Source organism: Oikeobacillus pervagus (genome assembly GCF_030813365.1).
In the GTDB taxonomy this organism is placed as follows: domain Bacteria; phylum Bacillota; class Bacilli; order Bacillales; family DSM-23947; genus Oikeobacillus; species Oikeobacillus pervagus.
Genome location: NZ_JAUSUC010000013.1, coordinates 1 through 19,940, shown reverse-complemented (window position 1 = coordinate 19,940; position 19,940 = coordinate 1). Strand labels below are relative to the sequence as shown.

Genomic DNA, 19,940 nt, shown 5'->3' with positions numbered 1-19,940 from the left:
TAGTATACAAAAATGTGGTCTGACCACCTGATGGTAAAGTTGTTGTGAAGGAGTGAACCGATTGTCTCTTCGTGAGGAAGCATTACATATGCATAAATTAAACCGAGGTAAATTAGAAACAGTAGGAAAAGTACCTTTAAAAAATCAAAAAGATTTAAGTCTGGCCTACTCTCCGGGAGTGGCTGATCCTTGTAAAGAAATTTATGAGAGACCAGAAACGGTTTTTGACTATACAATGAAAGGGAATATGGTAGCGGTCGTCACAAACGGAACAGCTGTCCTTGGCTTAGGCAATATTGGGCCAGAAGCTTCTTTACCTGTAATGGAAGGAAAAGCCCTTTTATTTAAGAACTTTGCGGGTGTTGATGCTTTCCCTATTTGTTTAAATTCGAAAGATACAGAAAAGATTATTGAAGCAGTGAAATTAATGGAGCCTACTTTTGGTGGGGTCAATTTAGAAGATATTGCAGCACCGGATTGTTTTGTTATTGAAGAAAGACTGAAAAAAGAAGTGAATATCCCTGTTTTCCATGATGACCAGCATGGAACCGCTATTGTAACGGTAGCAGGATTATTGAATGCATTAAAATTAGTTGGGAAAAAAATTACGGATATTAAAGTTGTGGCAAGTGGTGCAGGTGCAGCGGGGATCGCCATCATTAAGCTTCTCGTAAGCTTTGGTGTTCGCGACATTGTGATGTGTGATTCTAAGGGAGCGATTTATGAGGGACGCCCTTACGGAATGAATAAAGTGAAAAAAGAAGTGGCTAAATTTACGAACCGTGGGCATAAGCAAGGGAGTCTTGCAGATGTGTTAAAAGATGCAGATGTCTTTGTTGGGGTTTCGGTAGCAGGAGCTTTAACAAAAGAAATGGTACAATCAATGAATGATCAGCCTATTATTTTTGCCATGGCCAATCCAACACCGGAAATTATGCCAAATGAGGCGAAAGAAGTGGGAGCAAAAGTAATCGGAACAGGACGTTCTGACTTCCCTAATCAAGTCAATAATGTGTTGGCTTTTCCTGGTATATTCAGAGGAGCGCTCGATGTGCAGGCAACACATATTAATGAGGAGATGAAACATGCAGCTGTAAAGGCCATCGCTGATTTAGTTTCAAAAGAGGAACTTTCAGCAGATTATGTGATTCCTAGTCCATTTGATCCTCGGGTGGCCCCGGCTGTTGCAGCAAGCGTAGCAAAAACAGCTATGGAGACAGGAGTAGCAAGAATTAAGGTGAATCCATCCGAAATTCATCAAAAAACAGTGGAACTAGCGACAATCGGTAAAGGTGAGTGACTCTATTAGTGGAGAAAAAAGCAACCTCAAAATTTGTAGAAATCGTTGATCAAATTCGATTAATGATTTCTACAGATGGTTTAGTTTCAGGAGATAGACTGCCTTCTGAAAGAGAATTGTCTGAACGGTTGAATGTAGGGCGCTCCTCTGTAAGAGAGGCATTACGTGCCCTAGAACTGCTTGGACTTATTGAAACGAGAAGAGGCGAAGGAACCTTTGTAAAGGAATTTCGCGATCATCGACTTGTCGAATTATTAAGTACATTTATTTTACAAGATGAACGAACGAAGCGGGATGTTCAATCGACAAAACAAATTGTCGAGCTTGGCAGCTTTTTTCTCATCTTAAAAAACAAAAATCTGTCATGGCATCTTGATATTCTAGAAGAATCTGTGCAGAATGAAACTTGGACAGAGATGGATTTTTTCTCCTATTTACTAGATCTGGCAAACAATCAACTTTTAAAGAAAATATGGTATATCATTACAGACTATGCCCAATCGATCCAAAAGCAAGATCGTTTATTACTAAATAAATCCTATTTTCTCGAATTGATTGGGGCATTTAAGACTAGAAATCTAGCCGAAGTATATGAAAAATATTATAAAATACAAAATTTGTCGAAAAACAATTGATAGATTTTTACATTCTTTTTAACTGATATCGTGTAAAGTGAAAAATAGTAAGAAATTGAAGGCCTTGCAAGGGGGGACTAGCCTTGATTAAAGAGTTATTTAATAAACCGAAGAAAAAGAAATATGCAACGATTCCTTCTGAAAGCGCAAAGCATGTGCCAGAAGGAATTATGACGAAATGCCCGCAATGTAAAAAGATTATGTACACAAAGGAATTACATAAGAATTTACATGTTTGTTTACATTGTGGATATCATCATTCAATGAATGTATTTGAGAGAAGGGATTCATTCATTGATGAAGGTACTTTTGAAGAATTTGATGCTGAATTAATATCAAGTAATCCATTAAATTTTCCTAATTATTTAGAGAAAATTGAAAAAGATCGCAAGCTAACGAATCTAAATGAGGCCGTACTTACTGGGAAAGGTCAAGTAAATGGTCATGAGATTGCTCTAGCAATTATGGCGGCGAATTTCCGGATGGGGAGTATGGGATCTGTAGTAGGAGAAAAAATTACAAGAGCGATTGAATATGCAGATCAACATGGAATCCCTTTTGTTATTTTTACTGCTTCAGGTGGAGCACGTATGCAAGAGGGGGTTCTATCTCTTATGCAAATGGCCAAAACAAGTGCTGCTTTAAAACAACTTAGTGAGCATGGTGGATTAATTATTTCCATTATGACCCATCCAACAACAGGCGGTGTTTCGGCAAGTTTTGCTTCACTTGGGGACTATAATTTTGCCGAACCAAAAGCATTGATTGGCTTTGCTGGAAGACGAATTATTGAACAAACGATTAGGGAAAAGCTCCCTGAGGATTTCCAAACAGCCGAATTTTTATTAAAGCATGGACAATTAGATGCGGTGATTCCTAGGCTCGAACTAAAGGATAAAATATCAACCATTTTAGATATTCATCAGTCAGGTGGTGAAATAGCATGGTAAACGAACTTGAGTTTGAAAAACCAGTTGTTGAGTTAAGGAAGAAAATTGTGGAATTAAAAGAATATACCGCAAAAGCGGATGTTGATTTGAGCGAAGAAATTGAAAAACTTGAAATGAGATTAATGAAGCTTGAAAAAGAAGTTTATGAACATATGAAACCTTGGGATCGAGTTCAGATGGCAAGACATCCCAATCGACCGACTACCCTTGATTATATTCAATATTTGTTTACTGATTTTATGGAACTACATGGAGATCGATGCTATGGAGATGATCAAGCCATCGTAGGGGGAATTGCGAAATTCCACGGGCTAGCCGTTACAGTGGTTGGTCATCAACGGGGAAAAGATACGAAGGAGAATATTCGCCGTAATTTTGGAATGCCACATCCAGAAGGATATCGGAAAGCATTGCGTCTGATGTATCAAGCTAATAAATTCGGAAGACCGATTATTACTTTTATTGATACGAAAGGGGCTTATCCTGGAAAGGCTGCCGAGGAAAGAGGTCAAAGTGAAGCAATTGCCAAAAACCTATTCGAGATGGCTGGCTTTAAAGTACCGATTGTTTGTATCGTAATTGGAGAAGGTGGAAGTGGTGGTGCCCTTGGAATCGGGATAGGGAATCATATACACATGCTCGAAAATTCTACTTACTCTGTTATTTCTCCAGAGGGGGCCGCATCTATCCTATGGAAAGATGCTTCACTAGCAAAACAAGCGGCGGAATCGATGAAGATCACCGCGCCAGATTTAAAAGAATTAGGAATTGTCGATGAAATCATTCCAGAAGTTCGTGGAGGTGCTCATCGAAATATTCAACAACAAGCTGAAAATATCGATGCCGTGTTGAAAAAATCATTAAAAGGATTAGTAAAACTAGACCCAGAACAATTAATTCAACATCGTTATGAAAAATATAAAAGAATAGGTGAATTTACCGACTTAACGGAATTAGTTGGGGCGAATAAATAACGTGCTGTTTTTACAGCACGTTTTTATTTATCCACCAAACTAGTCTTTTAGATAAAGTAAAACGGTTGCATTTCACCGATTATTCTGGTTTTTACTAGAATAGAGTGAAAAGATTGTGATTGGGCATTACTTCGTGGTATTTTAACAATAAAGGGATTCTATTTTTCATCCATTCATCCCTTCATACATAATAGATGAAGGATATCTGGTTGTTTGGATAAGGAAAAGAATACCGTACATAATATTAGAAGTCATTTTTCACTTTCTAGAGGGGAAAGGTTTCCGCTTTTGTACACTCATAAGATAGAAAGTTATGAGGTGATAGGATGAAACGTATTGGAGTTTTGACGAGTGGTGGAGACGCTCCTGGAATGAATTCGGCTATCCGTGCGGTGGTTAGAAAAGCAATCTATCACGGGTTAGAGGTTTTTGGGATCTATCAAGGGTATAACGGGCTAATAAATGGAATGATTAAGAAATTGGAATTAGGTTCCGTTGGTGATATTATCCATCGGGGTGGAACCATTTTGCGATCAGCTCGTTGTGCAGAATTTAAAACTCAAGAGGGACAGAAACAAGGGATTGAACAATTGAAGGCTTTTGGGATCGAAGGATTGGTTGTGATTGGTGGGGATGGCTCCTATCGTGGCGCCAAAGCGTTGACTGACCTTGGTTTCCCGTGTATAGGAATTCCAGGAACGATTGATAATGATATCCCGGGTACAGAGTTTACGATTGGGTTTGATACAGCTTTAAACACGGTGATTGATGCGGTCGATAAAATCCGTGATACAGCAAGTTCGCATGAGAGAACGTTTATTATAGAAGTGATGGGACGCGGTGCAGGCGATTTAGCTCTTTGGGCTGGACTGGCAGGTGGCGCTGAAACGATTATTATCCCCGAAGATTCCTATAGTATGGACGATATAAAACGCCGGCTTTTAAAAGGACATGAACGTGGAAAAAAACATAGTATCATAATCGTTGCTGAAGGGGTAATGAGTGGAAATGAATTTGCACAAAAATTAAAAGAAGCAACGAATATGGAGACAAGAGTATCTGTTTTAGGCCATATTCAAAGAGGGGGTTCTCCTACAGCGGCTGATCGAGTGTTGGCAAGCCGATTAGGTTCAAGGGCAATTGAACTTTTGCTTGAAAACAGGGGAGGGCTTGCTGTTGGAATTGAAAAAAATAAAATAGTTGAACATGATTTTTCTGAAATATTTAGAGAAAACCATCAAGTGGATCTCAATATGTACAAGTTATCGAAAGAACTATCTATTTAAATAAGTTCAAAAGTTAAGCTAAAAATATGTCTGAGGAAAAATCAAATATTGAAAATAGCCAAAAACTTGGGTAAACAAATGCGTTAGCGGATAGACGTAATACATGAACTTTAGGAAATGAGCAAATCCCAAGAATAAAGCGCAAGTCTATGTAGGAAATACTCAAAAGCCCAAAAGTCCGTGGGAATTGTTATAAAAAGGCCCTGGTACTACCTGCACGCTAGTGGCCTCCATAAGAGGCACAACGCGCTATCTATTTGTAGAAGTTCTATCAATTATTGAGGTTTCATTTCATTATTTAGGAGGTAATTAAACCTATGAGAAAAACAAAAATTGTCTGTACAATTGGACCGGCAAGTGAAAGTATTGAAATGTTAGAAAAACTCATTAGTGCAGGAATGAATGTAGCCCGCTTAAACTTTTCTCACGGAAATCATGAAGAACATGCGGCACGTATAAAGAATATTAGAGAGGCATCAAAAAAAGCTGGAAGAACAGTTGGAATTTTACTGGATACAAAAGGTCCGGAAATTCGTACGAATAACATGGAGAACGGTGTGGTTGAACTTCAACAAGGGAAAAATGTGATTGTCTCTATGCATGAAGTGCTAGGTACTCCTGAAAAATTTTCTGTTACATATTCGGGCTTAATTGATGATGTGACTAAAGGGTCTAAAATATTACTAGATGACGGCTTAATCGGTTTAGAAGTCGTAAGTGTTGATAAGCAAAAAGGAGAAATTTTAACAAAGATTCTGAACAGTGGTACATTAAAAAATAAAAAAGGGGTAAATGTTCCAGGGGTTTCTGTTAATTTGCCTGGAATTACTCAAAAAGATGCGGAAGATATTATGTTTGGAATTGAACAAGGCATCGATTTTATTGCAGCATCCTTTGTTCGAAGATCGTCCGATGTGTTAGAAATTCGCCAATTGCTTGAAGAACATCAAGCGCCACATATTCAAATTATCCCTAAAATTGAGAACCAAGAAGGTGTCGATAAAATTGATGAAATTCTTGAAATCTCCGATGGATTAATGGTAGCCCGCGGTGATCTTGGGGTAGAGATTCCGGCTGAAGAGGTTCCATTAGTTCAAAAACAATTAATTAAAAAATGTAATGAATTAGGTAAGCCTGTAATTACAGCTACACAAATGCTAGATTCTATGCAACGGAATCCCCGTCCAACAAGAGCAGAAGCAAGTGATGTGGCGAATGCCATTTTTGACGGGACAGATGCTATTATGTTATCAGGTGAGACAGCAGCTGGAAATTACCCATTAGAAGCGGTAGAAACGATGCATAATATTGCATCAAGAGCTGAAACAGCGCTTAATTTTAAAGAAATTTTAACGACCCAAAGCAAAAATACTCAACATAATATGACAGATGCTATTGGGCAATCAGTTGCTCATACTGCCATTAATTTGGATGTGAATGCGATCATTGCCCCAACTGAAAGTGGACATACAGCCCGAATGATTGCTAGATATCGTCCAAAAGCTCCTATTATCGCTGTGACCTCTGATGAATCAGTCTCAAGAAGATTAGCTTTAGTATGGGGAGTGTTCTCGCAAATTGGCCAAAAAGTTAAAACAACAGATGAAATGTTAGAGCTTGCCGTCGAAGAAAGCTTAAATACTGGATTAGTGAAACATGGGGATTTGGTTGTTATTACAGCTGGTGTTCCAGTTGGCGAAACAGGAACAACCAATTTAATGAAAATCCATGTTGTTGGCGATATTGTAGCTAAAGGTCAGGGGATTGGTCGTAAATCTGCTTATGGAAAAGTGGTTTTGGCCAAAAATGCTAAAGAAGCTTTAGAGAAGGTCGATGAGCAAACGATTCTCGTCACCATTGGTACGGATAAAGAAATGATGCCAGCGATTGAGAAATGTGTGGCTGTAATTACAGAAGAAGGTGGTTTAACAAGTCATGCCGCAGTTGCGGGAATTAACTTAGGAGTCCCGGTTATCGTTGGAGTTGAAAATGCACTCGCCCTTTTAGAGGATGGGGAAGAAGTGACAGTAGATGCATCTAGAGGTGTCATCTATAAAGGTCATGCGAGTGTGCTATAGGACCAAACTTTGCTTTATATTGGAATCGTATCACTAAGTTTAAATAAAAATATTCTCCCTCAGTTATACTGGGGGACTTTTTTTCATATGATTGTCATTGCACATTTAATGAAGGACCAGCCCAATACGATTCATTTTAAAAGGGGAAATGAACATGCGCGTACTTATACCGTTATTAGTCATCATTCCAGCTTTAGAAATTGGCGTGTTACTATTATCAGGAAAAACGATCGGTGTATGGCCTACTGTCCTCTTAATCATTCTAACGGGTGTAGTAGGGGCCTATTTAGCGAAAAGACAAGGGATGGCAGTGATTCGAAATGCACGCTTAAATTTTTCAAATGGAAAAATGCCTGGGGAGGCTTTAATGGATGGAATCTGTATTTTAATCGGTGGGATTTTATTGCTTACCCCTGGATTTATTACAGATTTGACTGGCTTTTTATTACTTCTTCCATTTACAAGAACGTATATAAAACCTTTCATGGTGAAAAAGATTAGAAAATGGTTTGATAACGGGAATATCATTATAATGAAGTAAAGCAATCGGTGAGGAAGCCGATTGCTTTTCCCTTTCGTGAATAATTCGTTCTATTTCCCAGCGAAACTTATATATTTTTGATCATTTAAAGGGAAGAATTATTGGAATCTTCTCCTTTTATATATTTCCAAATGTCTCTAAACACATCTGCTTCATGTAAGGTTTTTAAAATAACAAGCGTGACAGGTCCAATAATCAGACCGAGAAATCCAACTAATTTAAAACCGACAAATAAAGCAATTAATGTAGCTAACGGGTCAAGCCCGATGCTAGAGGAAAGAACTTTTGGCTCCATAATTTGACGTTGTACAATAATAATAATGTAAAGAACGAGAAGTCCAATAGCTAATGAAAGATTACCTGTAATCACTTCATAGATAATCCATGGAACAAAAACAGTGCCTGTTCCTAAATAAGGTAAAATATCTACAATACCTGCAATAAGCGCAATCGTAATCGCATATTTGACACGTAAAATTAACAGCCCGATCAACACAATCACTGTGGTAATAGAGATTAAGGTTAGTTGTGCTTTAATAAATCCAAATAAGGCTTTTTTTAAATCTTCAAAAATTCTTCTACCACTAGATCGTGCTTTATCAGGTAAATAAGGAGTAAAGCGCGTTTTTAAACGATTCCAATCTTTGCTTATGAAAAAAGTAGCTAATAGAGAGAAAATTAAAACCGTTGCAGCATTAGGAATCCATGTAATTAAATTTGGAAGCCCTTGAAAAAGATTTTGTAAAAAGCTCCCGGCCGTAGAAGCAATGCTTTGACCGACGGATTGAATATTATCAATGATGGTTTCTTGTTGATTCATTTCTAAATTTTTAAAAATAAGCGTCGCTTGCTCGTATATGGGAATGATTTGTGCTGTGATGAAATTTTGTATAAATTGTACTAATGTTTGCACATGACCTGGCAATACATTTCCTAAATAATTGGCCCCTGAAACGATCTCTGTGATCAAGAGTGTGATGATACCAATAAAGGCTCCCATAATGATCATAATGGAGACTATGACAGAAGCGGTTCTAGGCATTTTTAATCTTCTTTCAAGAAAATCAACTAAAGGGTTAATGGATAAAGCAATGATGAAGGCAATGATGAATGGATAGGTCACTTTTGAAACAAATAATAAGCCGTAAGCAACGGCGAAAATCGAGCCAACAATGATAAAAAAGCGTAAAACCCGGTATAGTTTATCAGGATTCACCATAAATCTCCTCTCATTCTTTTCTACTTTCTATCTCTCGCTTCATAAAAGGGTGTAATCGGCCTAATCTCATTAAAAACTGTGATTCAGTTTAGTTTTCATTCGCCAACTCTTGATGTATCCTTATTTTAACGGTTCATGAAAGGAAAAAAAAGTATTAAGCATAAGATGGAAAGATCCCAGAAGAGAGGGAATCATGCATGAAGGGTCTCATACCTCCAAATTTCATTTTTTATCCCGCCTTAACGGGCAGTAAAACCTCCACCTCAAAATGAAAGAAGATAGGTGGAGAATCACTGTCCCTAAAGGTCCGATAAGTTCAACTAATATTCAGTGGGGGATGAAGGAAACCCCCACTGAATGAAGTTTCACTTTATATATTACCTTTCGGATTTTTTTGTATAAATCATGTCCATTGTGGTAATCTAACAATTGAAGGGATGAATATTTATTCATGATGCAGGCTTACTTGTTTTTACTTTTATTATTAGGCATCAGTCTTATTGTTAAAAATCAATCACTCATAGTTGCCGTAGCGTTCCTTTTGCTGCTTAAAATTTTTAGTTTGGACGGAAAAGTAATGAATATCATTCAAGCAAAAGGGATTAACTGGGGAGTGACCATCATAACAGTGGCTGTCTTAGTTCCAATTGCAACGGGAGAAATCGGATTTAAAAACTTACTAGATTCTCTTAAATCTCCTTATGCATGGATTGCCTTAATTTCAGGAGTTGTTGTGGCGCTACTAGCGAAAAGTGGGTTAGTATTATTGGAAAATGATCCGCATATTACGACAGCACTTGTCATTGGAACGATCCTTGCGGTGGCAGTTTTTAAGGGAGTAGCAGTAGGACCATTAATTGGCGCTGGTATTGCTTATACATTGATGAAATTATTTAGCTTCTTTCAAGGAGCATAAATTTGGATTTGGATCATCATCGCTCCAAATTTATTTTTGTGAAAAAATATTTTATATTAATAAGGATTCACAAAAGTCAGAAAAATGATTATAATAAGCATGTAAGCGCATCCTTGTTATTTCGACAAATTTGATATATAATTTATGAAGAATTGAGCAAACGCTCGCTAGTAATTATAAGTTATTAAGGTGTATAATAAGTGGACAATGGGGAAATTAAGGCAAAGGAGAGAAAATTATGACAGCAACTCGTGGTTTAGAAGGAGTAGTAGCAACCACTTCTTCCGTTAGTTCTATTATTGATGATACTCTTACATATGTAGGTTATAACATCGACGATTTAGCCGAGAATGCTTCTTTTGAAGAAGTCATTTATTTATTATGGCATCGCCGCCTTCCTACAAAACCGGAATTAGAAGAATTAAAGCAACAACTTGCAGATAATTATGAAATTCCTCAAGAATTGATCAATCATTTTAACATGTATCCAATTGATAAAGTCCATCCTATGGCAGCGCTTCGTACTGCAGTTTCCTTCTTAGGTTTATATGATGAAGAAGCAGACGTAATGGAAACTGAAGCAAATTATCGTAAAGCAATTCGTTTACAGGCAAAGCTTCCTACTATTGTAACTACATTTGCTCGCATTCGAAAAGGCTTACAACCAGTCGCTCCTAGAAAGGATTTAAATTTTGCTGCAAATTTCTTGTACATGCTTTCTGGTCAAGAACCAGCTGAAATTGAAGTCGAAGCATTTAACAAAGCATTAGTTCTTCATGCAGACCATGAATTAAATGCCTCAACATTTACAGCTCGTGTATGTGTAGCAACACTTTCAGATGTATACTCTGGTGTTACATCTGCTATTGGAGCCCTTAAAGGTCCTCTTCATGGAGGAGCAAACGAGCAAGTTATGAAAATGCTTACAGAAATTGGTTCTGTTGAAAATGTAGAACCTTATATTCAAAATAAACTAGACAACAAAGAAAAAATCATGGGATTTGGTCACCGTGTATATCGCAAAGGAGACCCTCGTGCAAAGCATCTAAGAGAAATGTCTAAAAAGTTAACTGAACTAAGCGGAGAACCTAAGTGGTATGAAATGTCTTCAAAAATTGAAAACATTGTTACAACTCAAAAGAATTTACCGCCGAATGTTGATTTCTACTCCGCATCCGTTTATCATAGTTTAAAGATTGACCATGATTTATTCACACCAATCTTTGCTGTTAGCCGTGTATCTGGTTGGCTTGCTCATATTTTAGAGCAGTATGAAAACAACCGTTTAATTCGCCCACGCGCTGAGTACATTGGACCTTCTCTACAATCCTATGTACCAATTGAACAACGCGGCTAAGTATATATTTACAAATAGAGCAAATACTGGTGTAATATAATAGAGTACCCAAAGGTTAGAGGCTATTTACTCTAACCTTTGATTCTGAAATTGGAGGTATTAGGATGTCACAAGGCGAAAAAATTACAGTTCAAAATGGAGTATTAAATGTACCGAATCATCCAATTATTCCGTTCATCGAGGGAGATGGAACAGGTCCTGATATTTGGGCTTCTGCTGTCCGTGTTTTGGATGCAGCTGTAGAAAAAGCTTACAATGGTGAACGAAAAATTGAGTGGAAAGAAGTTTATGCAGGGGAGAAAGCATTCAATAAGACTGGAGAATGGTTACCGCAAGAAACGTTGGATGTTATTAATGAATATTTCATTGCTATTAAAGGACCATTAACAACTCCAGTTGGCGGAGGAATTCGTTCATTAAACGTTGCTCTTCGTCAGGAACTTGATCTTTTTGTATGTCTTCGTCCTGTCCGCTATTTTGAGGGAGTTCCATCACCAGTAAAACGCCCTGAAGATACAGATATGGTTATTTTCCGTGAAAACACAGAAGATATCTATGCTGGAATCGAATATGCTAAGGGATCAGATGAAGTTAAAAAACTAATTTCTTACTTGCAAAATGAATTAGGTGTTCAAAAAATCCGTTTCCCTGAAACATCAGGAATTGGAATTAAACCTATTTCAGAAGAGGGAACAAAACGTTTAGTTCGTTCTGCTCTTAATTATGCGATTAAAGAAGGCCGTAAATCCCTTACAATTGTACATAAAGGTAATATTATGAAGTTCACTGAAGGTGCTTTCAAAAATTGGGGATACGAATTAGCTGAGAAAGAATTCGGCGACAAAGTATTTACATGGGCTCAATATGATCGTATCAAGGAAGAACAAGGGGTTGAGGCTGCAAACAAAGCACAATCTGATGCTGAAGCAGCTGGCAAAATCATCGTAAAAGATGCGATTGCGGACATTTTCTTACAACAAATTTTAACAAGACCACGTGAATTTGATGTTGTTGCTACAATGAATTTAAATGGAGACTACATTTCAGATGCCCTTGCTGCACAAGTTGGTGGTATCGGAATCGCTCCAGGAGCTAATATTAACTATGAAACTGGCCATGCCATTTTCGAAGCAACTCATGGTACTGCTCCTAAATATGCTGGATTAGATAAAGTAAATCCTTCTTCTGTCATTTTATCAGGCGTTCTTATGCTTGAACATTTAGGATGGAATGAAGCAGCACAATTAATTACAAAATCAATGGAAAAATCAATCGCTTCTAAAGTAGTTACATATGACTTTGCTCGTCTAATGGATGGTGCAACAGAAGTGAAATGTTCAGAGTTCGGAACAGAATTAATTAAAAACATGGACTAATGGGTTGAGAAGAGGTTGTTCTAAAAAGGTGTTTCCTTTTTAGAACACCTCTTTATATAAATTTCATTTAAGGGGGGAGCTCAAAATGACAATGAAACGCAAGAAGATTTCAGTTATTGGAGCAGGTTTTACTGGAGCAACAACTGCTTTTTTAGCTGCACAAAAAGAACTTGGTGATGTTGTATTAGTTGATATCCCACAAATGGAAAACCCTACTAAAGGGAAAGCATTAGATATGCTCGAAGCTAGTCCCGTTCAAGGATTTGATGCAAATATTATCGGTACTTCTAATTACGAAGACACAAAAGATTCAGATGTAGTCGTCATAACTGCTGGTATCGCTCGTAAGCCCGGCATGAGCCGTGATGATTTAGTTCAAACAAACCAAAAAATTATGACCTCTGTAGCTAAGGAAGTAGCTAAATACTCTCCTAACTGCCATATTATCGTATTAACAAATCCAGTCGATGCAATGACATACACTGTCTTTAAAGCAACAGGTTTCCCTAAGAACCGTGTTATTGGTCAATCTGGTGTGCTTGATACGGCTCGTTTCCGTACTTTCATCGCGCAGGAATTAAACCTTTCTGTAAAAGATATTACAGGTTTCGTTCTTGGTGGACATGGAGATGACATGGTACCATTAGTTCGTTACTCATATGCAGGCGGTATTCCTTTAGAAACTCTAATTTCAAAAGAACGTCTTGAAAAAATTGTTGAACGCACTCGTAAAGGTGGCGGTGAAATCGTTAACCTTCTGGGGAATGGTTCTGCATACTATGCACCTGCGGCTTCACTTGTTGAAATGGTAGAAGCAATCGTGAAAGATCAACGTCGTGTATTACCTTCTATTGCTTATCTTGAAGGTGAATACGGATATGAAGGAATTTACCTAGGAGTACCAACAATTCTTGGTGCGGAAGGGATTGAAAAAGTAATCGAGCTTGAATTAACAGCCGGAGAAAAGGCAGCTCTTGACAAATCTGCTGATTCAGTACGAAATGTAATGGCTTCATTAATTTAATCATATAAAATTGATTGATAAAAGGAGACTTTCTTCAGAGGGAGTTTCTTTTTTTTTGCCCAGGAAGTTTTTTAGGATTGCGGACGGGAATCCTCTACCTCTTTAGAGGAGAGATGAGAGTACGCTTTTGTCGAAATCCCCTTGTGGGATGGCAAGACAAAACATGATATACTACTTACAAGAACAAGTGTTCTTTGAAAACTGCATTATATGGGGTTGTGGTGAAGAAAGAACAGTCACCACGTAAAATAATGCCTGTCATGTGGGAAAGACCCACTCATTTGAAACCATTGCAAGGTTCGGAACGAACCTTCGTGGAGGGCAGGTCGATAGACCACCCGATGAAGCGAGAAGCTCAGTCAATTCATTGACGGGTAGTTCACGGAGACGGAAGTTGGGCAATAGGGGAAAATGAATTATTGAACAATATCATCAGTAATAGTTTTAAAAAAACTTCTGTTGATCCCACCTTAACGGGAAGGAAAACTTCTACCTCAAAATAATTTGGAAACAAAGAAAATAGATGGATATTCTGATAGCTTGTTGGGATTTTTCCATAACTCTACTATAATAGAAGAAGAAAATATTTTTTTGGAGGAGCTTATGGGGAAAACAATTCTCGTAGTAGATGACGAACAGTCGATTGTCACATTAATTAAGTACAATTTAGAGCAATCTGGTTATAAGGTGATTACTGCGTTTGATGGAGAGGAAGCTCTTTTAAAAGCAATGGAAGAATCACCAGATTTAATTATTCTTGATTGGATGTTGCCAAAACTGGATGGAATGGAAGTGTGTAAAAATTTAAGACAACAAAAATTACTAACACCAATTCTCATGCTAACAGCCAAGGATGAAGAATTCGACAAGGTTTTGGGACTAGAATTAGGTGCAGATGATTATATGACGAAACCATTTAGTCCTCGTGAATTACTGGCTAGAGTTAAAGCAATCTTACGGAGATTGCAAATCCCAGTGAAAGAAGAAACAGAAGAAAGCGGAAAAAATTCCTTACAAGTCATTGATTTACAAATTTATCCTGAGCAATATGAAGCTTATTTTAAGAACGAATTATTAGAATTAACACCGAAGGAATTTGAGTTGTTACAATACCTGGTTGAGAACAAAGGAAGAGTCCTAACCCGTGATCAGTTATTAAGTGCGGTGTGGAAATACGACTTTGCTGGTGATACCCGAATTGTGGACGTACATATTAGTCATTTAAGAGAAAAAATTGAAGAAAATACGAGAAAACCTCAATACATTAAGACAATTCGCGGCTTAGGATATAAATTAGAGGAACCAAAGACTTTATGATGAAGTTTCGTACGAGGCTAATCCTCCCGCTAATCTCATTAATTGTCCTCGTTTTAATTAGTTTGGGGCTATTATTGGGACAACTGTTTAAAAGCTATTATTTAAGTACTTTTTCAGATCGACTTCATAAAGAAACAAAAGTGATTGCTGAACAAATCAATGCGAATGGTGGCCTTTCAAATGTAAAAGAGAAATTATTAAAGCATTGGAGCAGGACATTAAAAGTTCACATCACTTTAGTAAATGAAAAAGATGCTATTATTTATGACAGTGGTGAAACAGTTCATACTGATTTTGAAGCACATGAACAGGTAGTCGATGAAATTATACGAAAATCTTCTTTCCCAAAAAGACTAAAAGAACCAATACTAGCTGATGATGTCCAATATTATTTAGAGCCGGTTAAAAGTAGTTCAAGCGACGGGAAAGAGGGATTATTAATTGTCAGTACAGAAATAGATGAACTAACTTATATCTATAAACAAATATGGGTCATATTATTAATTTCCTTTGGACTATCGTTATTATTAATTATTTTACTTGGAGCCAAAATTACGAATCGTTATACAAAGCCGATTGAAGCGGCAACAGAGGTAGCGATGGAATTAGCGAAGGGGAACTATCGGGCAAGAATCCATGAAAGTCCTCCAGATGAGATAGGCACTTTAAATACATCGATTAATATACTGGCTCGAAATTTACAAGAACTTTTCCAAAGCCAGGAAGTCCATCAAAACCGACTTATGACATTAGTTGAGAACATGGGAAGCGGATTATTGCTCATTGATGACCGTGGTTTTGTGTTAATGATCAATAAAGCTTATAGAGAGTTATTTCGGGTGTCGGAAAAAAATATCTTGACGAAGAGATATCATGAAGCTTTGGAACATCCAGAAATAATAGAAATTGTTGAACAAGTTTTTATGACAGAGCAAAAAGTTCGGAAAGAATTAATTTTGCCACTAGCGATTGAACGAAGACAATTTGAGATCCACGGAGTTCCGATTATTGGAACGAATGATGATTGGAAAGGTATATTAATTGTTTTTCATGATATAACCGAACTAAAAAAATTAGAAAGCATGAGGAAAGACTTTGTAGCGAATGTTTCTCATGAATTAAAGACGCCGATTACGTCCATTAGAGGATTTACCGAAACATTACTAGATGGGGCCATACATGATCAAGAAGCGTTAATTTCATTTTTGCAAATCATATTAAAAGAAAGTGAACGCATGCAAACGTTGATTAAGGATTTATTAGATTTATCCAAAATTGAACAGAACGGTTTTGAGCTAAATATTGAACATGTCTATTTGCGACCTATTATACTAGATATTATTGATACGTTAAATAATCAGATGGAAGAAAAAAACATCACCTACACGATGAAGGTCGATTCACATTTATATGTTGAAGGGGATCCTTACCGATTAAACCAAGTATTTATGAATTTAATTAACAATGCGATTGTTTATACACAATCAGGTGGGAAAATTAATATAGATGCTCATGAATCTGAAAAGGAAATTATCGTGAATGTGAAAGATAATGGAATCGGAATATCTCCTGAAGAAATTCCCCGAATTTTTGAAAGGTTTTATCGAGTCGATAAAGCAAGAAGTCGAAATTCCGGTGGTACGGGGCTAGGATTAGCCATTGTAAAACATATCATTGAGGCTCATGGAGGAATCATTATTGTGACAAGTGAAGTGGATAAGGGAACGACCTTCACCATTAAATTTAAAAAACATCGGAATAATAAATGAAAATAGTCGTTGTTTTTCCTTTTTTTACTCACATGGTAGAATAAAGGAAAGACTCGGCTTTTTTATTGTATAGGAAACAATAAAGTTTAGAACTGTGGACTATTTGCTCTCGTTTCCTTTATCTCAGTCGAAATCTGTACGCCGATTTAGCAAGGTGCTTCCCGCATTTGTTCTTTTAAAGTAAAATGACCTTATCAAAATATGAGGAATTGAAAGGCAGGAATAAAGATTGGAAAAAAAATTAGTGTTAATTGATGGGAATAGCATTGCATATCGTGCTTTTTTTGCATTGCCATTATTAAATAATGATAAAGGTATCCACACAAATGCTGTATATGGCTTTACAACGATGTTAATGAAAATCTTACAAGACGAAAAACCGACTCATCTGTTAGTTGCATTTGATGCGGGTAAAACCACTTTTCGTCATAAAACATATGGGGAATACAAGGGGGGAAGACAGAAAACCCCACCTGAGCTATCCGAACAGTTCCCGTTTATTCGTGAATTATTAACCTCCTACGGAATTTCACAATATGAATTAGAACAATATGAAGCAGATGATATTATTGGAACATTGGCGGGACGAGCAGAAAAGGATGGATTTATCGTCAAAATTTATTCAGGGGATAAGGACTTAACCCAATTAAGCTCCCCGACAACGACTGTATGTATAACGAAAAAAGGGATATCAGAAATTGAAGAATACACCCCAGAACATATCCAAGAAAAATACGGAATTAGCGCAGAGCAAATTATCGATATGAAAGGGCTTATGGGGGATAGTTCTGATAATATACCAGGAGTTCCAGGTGTAGGGGAAAAAACAGCGATCAAACTTTTGAAGCAATTTCATTCCGTGGAAAACTTATTAACCTCAATTGATGAAGTGAGTGGAAAGAAATTAAAAGAGAAGCTGGAAACGAATAAGGACCTAGCTAAAATGAGTAAAGAACTTGCGACGATTATGAGACAAGCTCCTGTTCAAGTGACATTAGATTCTTTAAAATATGATGGGCCGGATGATCAAAAAGTATATCAAATTTTTAAGGAACTTGGTTTTAATTCATTACTTGAAAAAATAAATCCTCATTATGAGGATGTGCAAGAGAAGTATGAAGAAATTCAATTTGATATCGTTCATGATATTTCATCAGAAATCTTGCTAGATGAAAGCTTTTTATATTTAGAAATGCTTTATGATAATTATCATGTAGCAGATATTGTTGGACTTGGCTTAGTAAATGAAAAAGGACGTTACTTTTTGCCACTCGAATCTGTCCTCTCATCTTCAGAATTTAAGGAATGGGCTTCAGATGAAGATAAGAAAAAGACGGTCTATGACGCAAAGCGAACAATTATTGGGCTGAGAAAACATGACATCGATTTAAAAGGGATCAATTTTGATGTTCTCATTGCTTCTTATTTAATTAATCCATCTGAATCACCGACTGATTTTTCGGAAGTGGCTAAACTTCATGGGGAACGAACGATTCGTGCTGATGAAATTATATATGGGAAAGGAGCAAAATTAAAGCTCCCTGAGGAACAAGTGTACGGCGAACATATCGTTCGCAAGGCAGTGAAACTTGAAAACTTAAAAGAAAAATGTATAGAAGAATTAAAGGATAATGACCAACTTGAATTGTTCTATGATTTGGAAATGCCTCTTGCCTTTATTTTATCAGAAATGGAATCTACAGGAGTCCAAGTAGATGTTGAACGATTAAAGCATATGGGGATCGAATTAAAAGAACAATTAAAGAATATTGAGGACACAGTTTTTGAATTGGTGGGCGAGAAATTTAATTTAAACTCACCAAAACAATTAGGAGTCATTCTATTTGAAAAACTGAAGTTACCTGTCATTAAAAAAACAAAAACAGGGTATTCCACTTCAGCTGATGTATTAGCGAAACTTGAAAATCAACATGAAGTGATCGGTCATATTTTACATTATCGTCAATTGGGAAAATTGCAATCGACTTATATTGAAGGATTATTAAAAGTTGTTCATCAAGATACGGGAAAAGTCCATACACGATTTAATCAAGCTCTTACACAAACAGGAAGATTAAGCTCCACCGATCCAAACTTGCAAAACATTCCGATTCGATTAGAAGAGGGAAGAAAAATCCGTCAAGCCTTCATCCCTTCTGAAAAGGATTGGGTCATTTTTGCGGCAGACTATTCGCAAATCGAATTAAGAGTATTAGCTCATATTGCGAAAGACGAAAAGCTCGTCCAAGCGTTCAAAGCGGATATGGATATTCATACAAAAACTGCTATGGATGTATTTCATGTTGAAAAAGAAGAGGTCACAGCCAATATGAGACGCCAAGCGAAAGCGGTGAATTTTGGAATCGTTTACGGTATCAGTGATTTTGGTTTATCACAAAATCTTGGAATTACGAGAAAAGAAGCGGGGCAATTTATTGAACAGTATTTTGCTTCTTTTCCTGGAGTGAAGGAGTATATGGAGGAAATTGTTAGTGAGGCGAAACAAAAAGGATTTGTCACAACATTGCTCCACCGCCGACGTTACATTCCTGAGATCACAAGCCGAAATTTCAACGTCCGCAGTTTTGCTGAGCGAACAGCTATGAATACCCCAATTCAAGGAAGTGCAGCAGATATTATTAAAAAAGCGATGATCGATGTGGCCAAACGACTAAAAACAGAGAACCTACAATCCCGTTTACTACTACAAGTCCATGACGAACTCATTTTTGAAGTCCCAGAAAACGAAATAGAAAAAATGAAAACCATCATACCAGAAGTTATGGAACACGCCATAGAACTAGACGTACCACTAAAAGTAGACTACTCATACGGACCAACATGGTACGACGCAAAGTGATAAGAAAAGCGAAGGCGACTGTCCTGCTGCGACAAGCAAGTGACCAGCCTTGGCGTGGCGACCTTTGCCACAGAAAGGCTGGTCACTTGACCTCGAGCAGCAAGGAGCCGCAGCTAGACAAAAAGAAAAGCGGAGGCGACTGTATAGGCGCGACAAGCAAATGACCAGCCTTGGCGTGGCGACCTTTGCCACAGAAAGGCTGGACATTTGACCTCGAGCGCCTAGGAGCCGCAGCTAGCCAATAAGAAAAGCGGAGGCGACTGTATAGGCGCGACAAGCAAGTGACAAGATCCGAAAGAGGGTGCTTTTTTCCCTCTGTAGGAGATTGACACTTGACC

Annotated in this window: 15 protein-coding genes; 14 read left to right on the top strand and 1 reads right to left on the bottom strand. The window is 37.4% G+C overall.

Features of this window, described 5'->3' with window-relative positions:
- Positions 1-61: 61 nt before the first annotated feature.
- The 7 genes from ystJ to J2S13_RS06775 all read left to right on the top strand — a co-directional run bounded on the left by ystJ (position 62) and on the right by J2S13_RS06775 (position 7,764).
- Entirely contained in the window at positions 62-1,300 is a 1,239-nt protein-coding gene (ystJ, locus tag J2S13_RS06805) for an NADP-dependent malic enzyme (protein ID WP_307256984.1), read from the top strand.
- Positions 1,301-1,308: 8 nt separating this feature from the next.
- On the top strand, positions 1,309-1,935 hold the full coding sequence (locus J2S13_RS06800; RefSeq protein WP_307256983.1) for a FadR/GntR family transcriptional regulator: 627 nt from the start codon (positions 1,309-1,311) through the stop codon (positions 1,933-1,935).
- Between the two features lie 83 nt (positions 1,936-2,018).
- Positions 2,019-2,885 carry an acetyl-CoA carboxylase, carboxyltransferase subunit beta gene (accD, locus tag J2S13_RS06795; RefSeq protein WP_307256982.1) on the top strand — a complete coding sequence of 289 codons (867 nt, stop codon included), beginning with the start codon at positions 2,019-2,021 and terminating at the stop codon, positions 2,883-2,885.
- Complete coding sequence (gene accA, locus J2S13_RS06790) at positions 2,879-3,859, top strand: acetyl-CoA carboxylase carboxyl transferase subunit alpha (RefSeq protein WP_307256981.1); 981 nt, start codon at positions 2,879-2,881, stop codon at positions 3,857-3,859. Before accD ends, accA begins: the two co-directional genes overlap by 7 nt.
- Before the next feature lie 326 nt (positions 3,860-4,185).
- On the top strand, positions 4,186-5,145 hold the full coding sequence (gene pfkA, locus J2S13_RS06785; protein WP_307256980.1) for a 6-phosphofructokinase: 960 nt from the start codon (positions 4,186-4,188) through the stop codon (positions 5,143-5,145).
- A gap of 317 nt (positions 5,146-5,462) precedes the next feature.
- Positions 5,463-7,223: a pyruvate kinase gene (pyk, locus tag J2S13_RS06780; RefSeq protein ID WP_307256979.1), complete on the top strand. Its 1,761-nt coding sequence runs from the start codon at positions 5,463-5,465 to the stop codon at positions 7,221-7,223.
- Between the two features lie 154 nt (positions 7,224-7,377).
- A complete protein-coding gene (locus tag J2S13_RS06775; RefSeq protein WP_307256978.1) occupies positions 7,378-7,764 on the top strand; it encodes an FxsA family protein in 387 nt (128 codons plus the stop codon).
- Between the two features lie 85 nt (positions 7,765-7,849).
- On the opposite strand, the gene ytvI is transcribed toward J2S13_RS06775, so the two are convergent.
- Positions 7,850-8,980 (bottom strand): sporulation integral membrane protein YtvI, encoded by a 1,131-nt coding sequence (gene ytvI / locus J2S13_RS06770; protein ID WP_307256977.1) that lies wholly within the window; start codon positions 8,978-8,980, stop codon positions 7,850-7,852.
- Positions 8,981-9,434: 454 nt separating this feature from the next.
- Between ytvI and J2S13_RS06765 the strand changes: the two genes are divergently transcribed.
- The 7 genes from J2S13_RS06765 to polA all read left to right on the top strand — a co-directional run bounded on the left by J2S13_RS06765 (position 9,435) and on the right by polA (position 19,602).
- A complete protein-coding gene (locus tag J2S13_RS06765; protein ID WP_307256975.1) occupies positions 9,435-9,899 on the top strand; it encodes a DUF441 domain-containing protein in 465 nt (154 codons plus the stop codon).
- Between the two features lie 238 nt (positions 9,900-10,137).
- Entirely contained in the window at positions 10,138-11,256 is a 1,119-nt protein-coding gene (gene citZ, locus J2S13_RS06760) for a citrate synthase (RefSeq protein ID WP_307256974.1), read from the top strand.
- Positions 11,257-11,360: 104 nt separating this feature from the next.
- Positions 11,361-12,632, top strand: a complete 1,272-nt coding sequence (icd, locus tag J2S13_RS06755) for an NADP-dependent isocitrate dehydrogenase (protein WP_307256973.1) — start codon at positions 11,361-11,363, stop codon at positions 12,630-12,632.
- Positions 12,633-12,717: 85 nt separating this feature from the next.
- On the top strand, positions 12,718-13,656 hold the full coding sequence (gene mdh, locus J2S13_RS06750; protein WP_307256972.1) for a malate dehydrogenase: 939 nt from the start codon (positions 12,718-12,720) through the stop codon (positions 13,654-13,656).
- A gap of 603 nt (positions 13,657-14,259) precedes the next feature.
- Positions 14,260-14,973: a response regulator transcription factor gene (locus J2S13_RS06745; RefSeq protein ID WP_307256971.1), complete on the top strand. Its 714-nt coding sequence runs from the start codon at positions 14,260-14,262 to the stop codon at positions 14,971-14,973.
- Complete coding sequence (gene pnpS / locus J2S13_RS06740; RefSeq protein WP_307256970.1) at positions 14,970-16,742, top strand: two-component system histidine kinase PnpS; 1,773 nt, start codon at positions 14,970-14,972, stop codon at positions 16,740-16,742. The genes J2S13_RS06745 and pnpS overlap by 4 nt, the downstream gene beginning before the upstream one ends.
- Positions 16,743-16,971: 229 nt before the next feature.
- Positions 16,972-19,602, top strand: coding sequence for a DNA polymerase I (polA, locus tag J2S13_RS06735; RefSeq protein WP_307256968.1), 2,631 nt, complete (start codon positions 16,972-16,974; stop codon positions 19,600-19,602).
- The last annotated feature ends 338 nt before the right edge of the window (positions 19,603-19,940 follow it).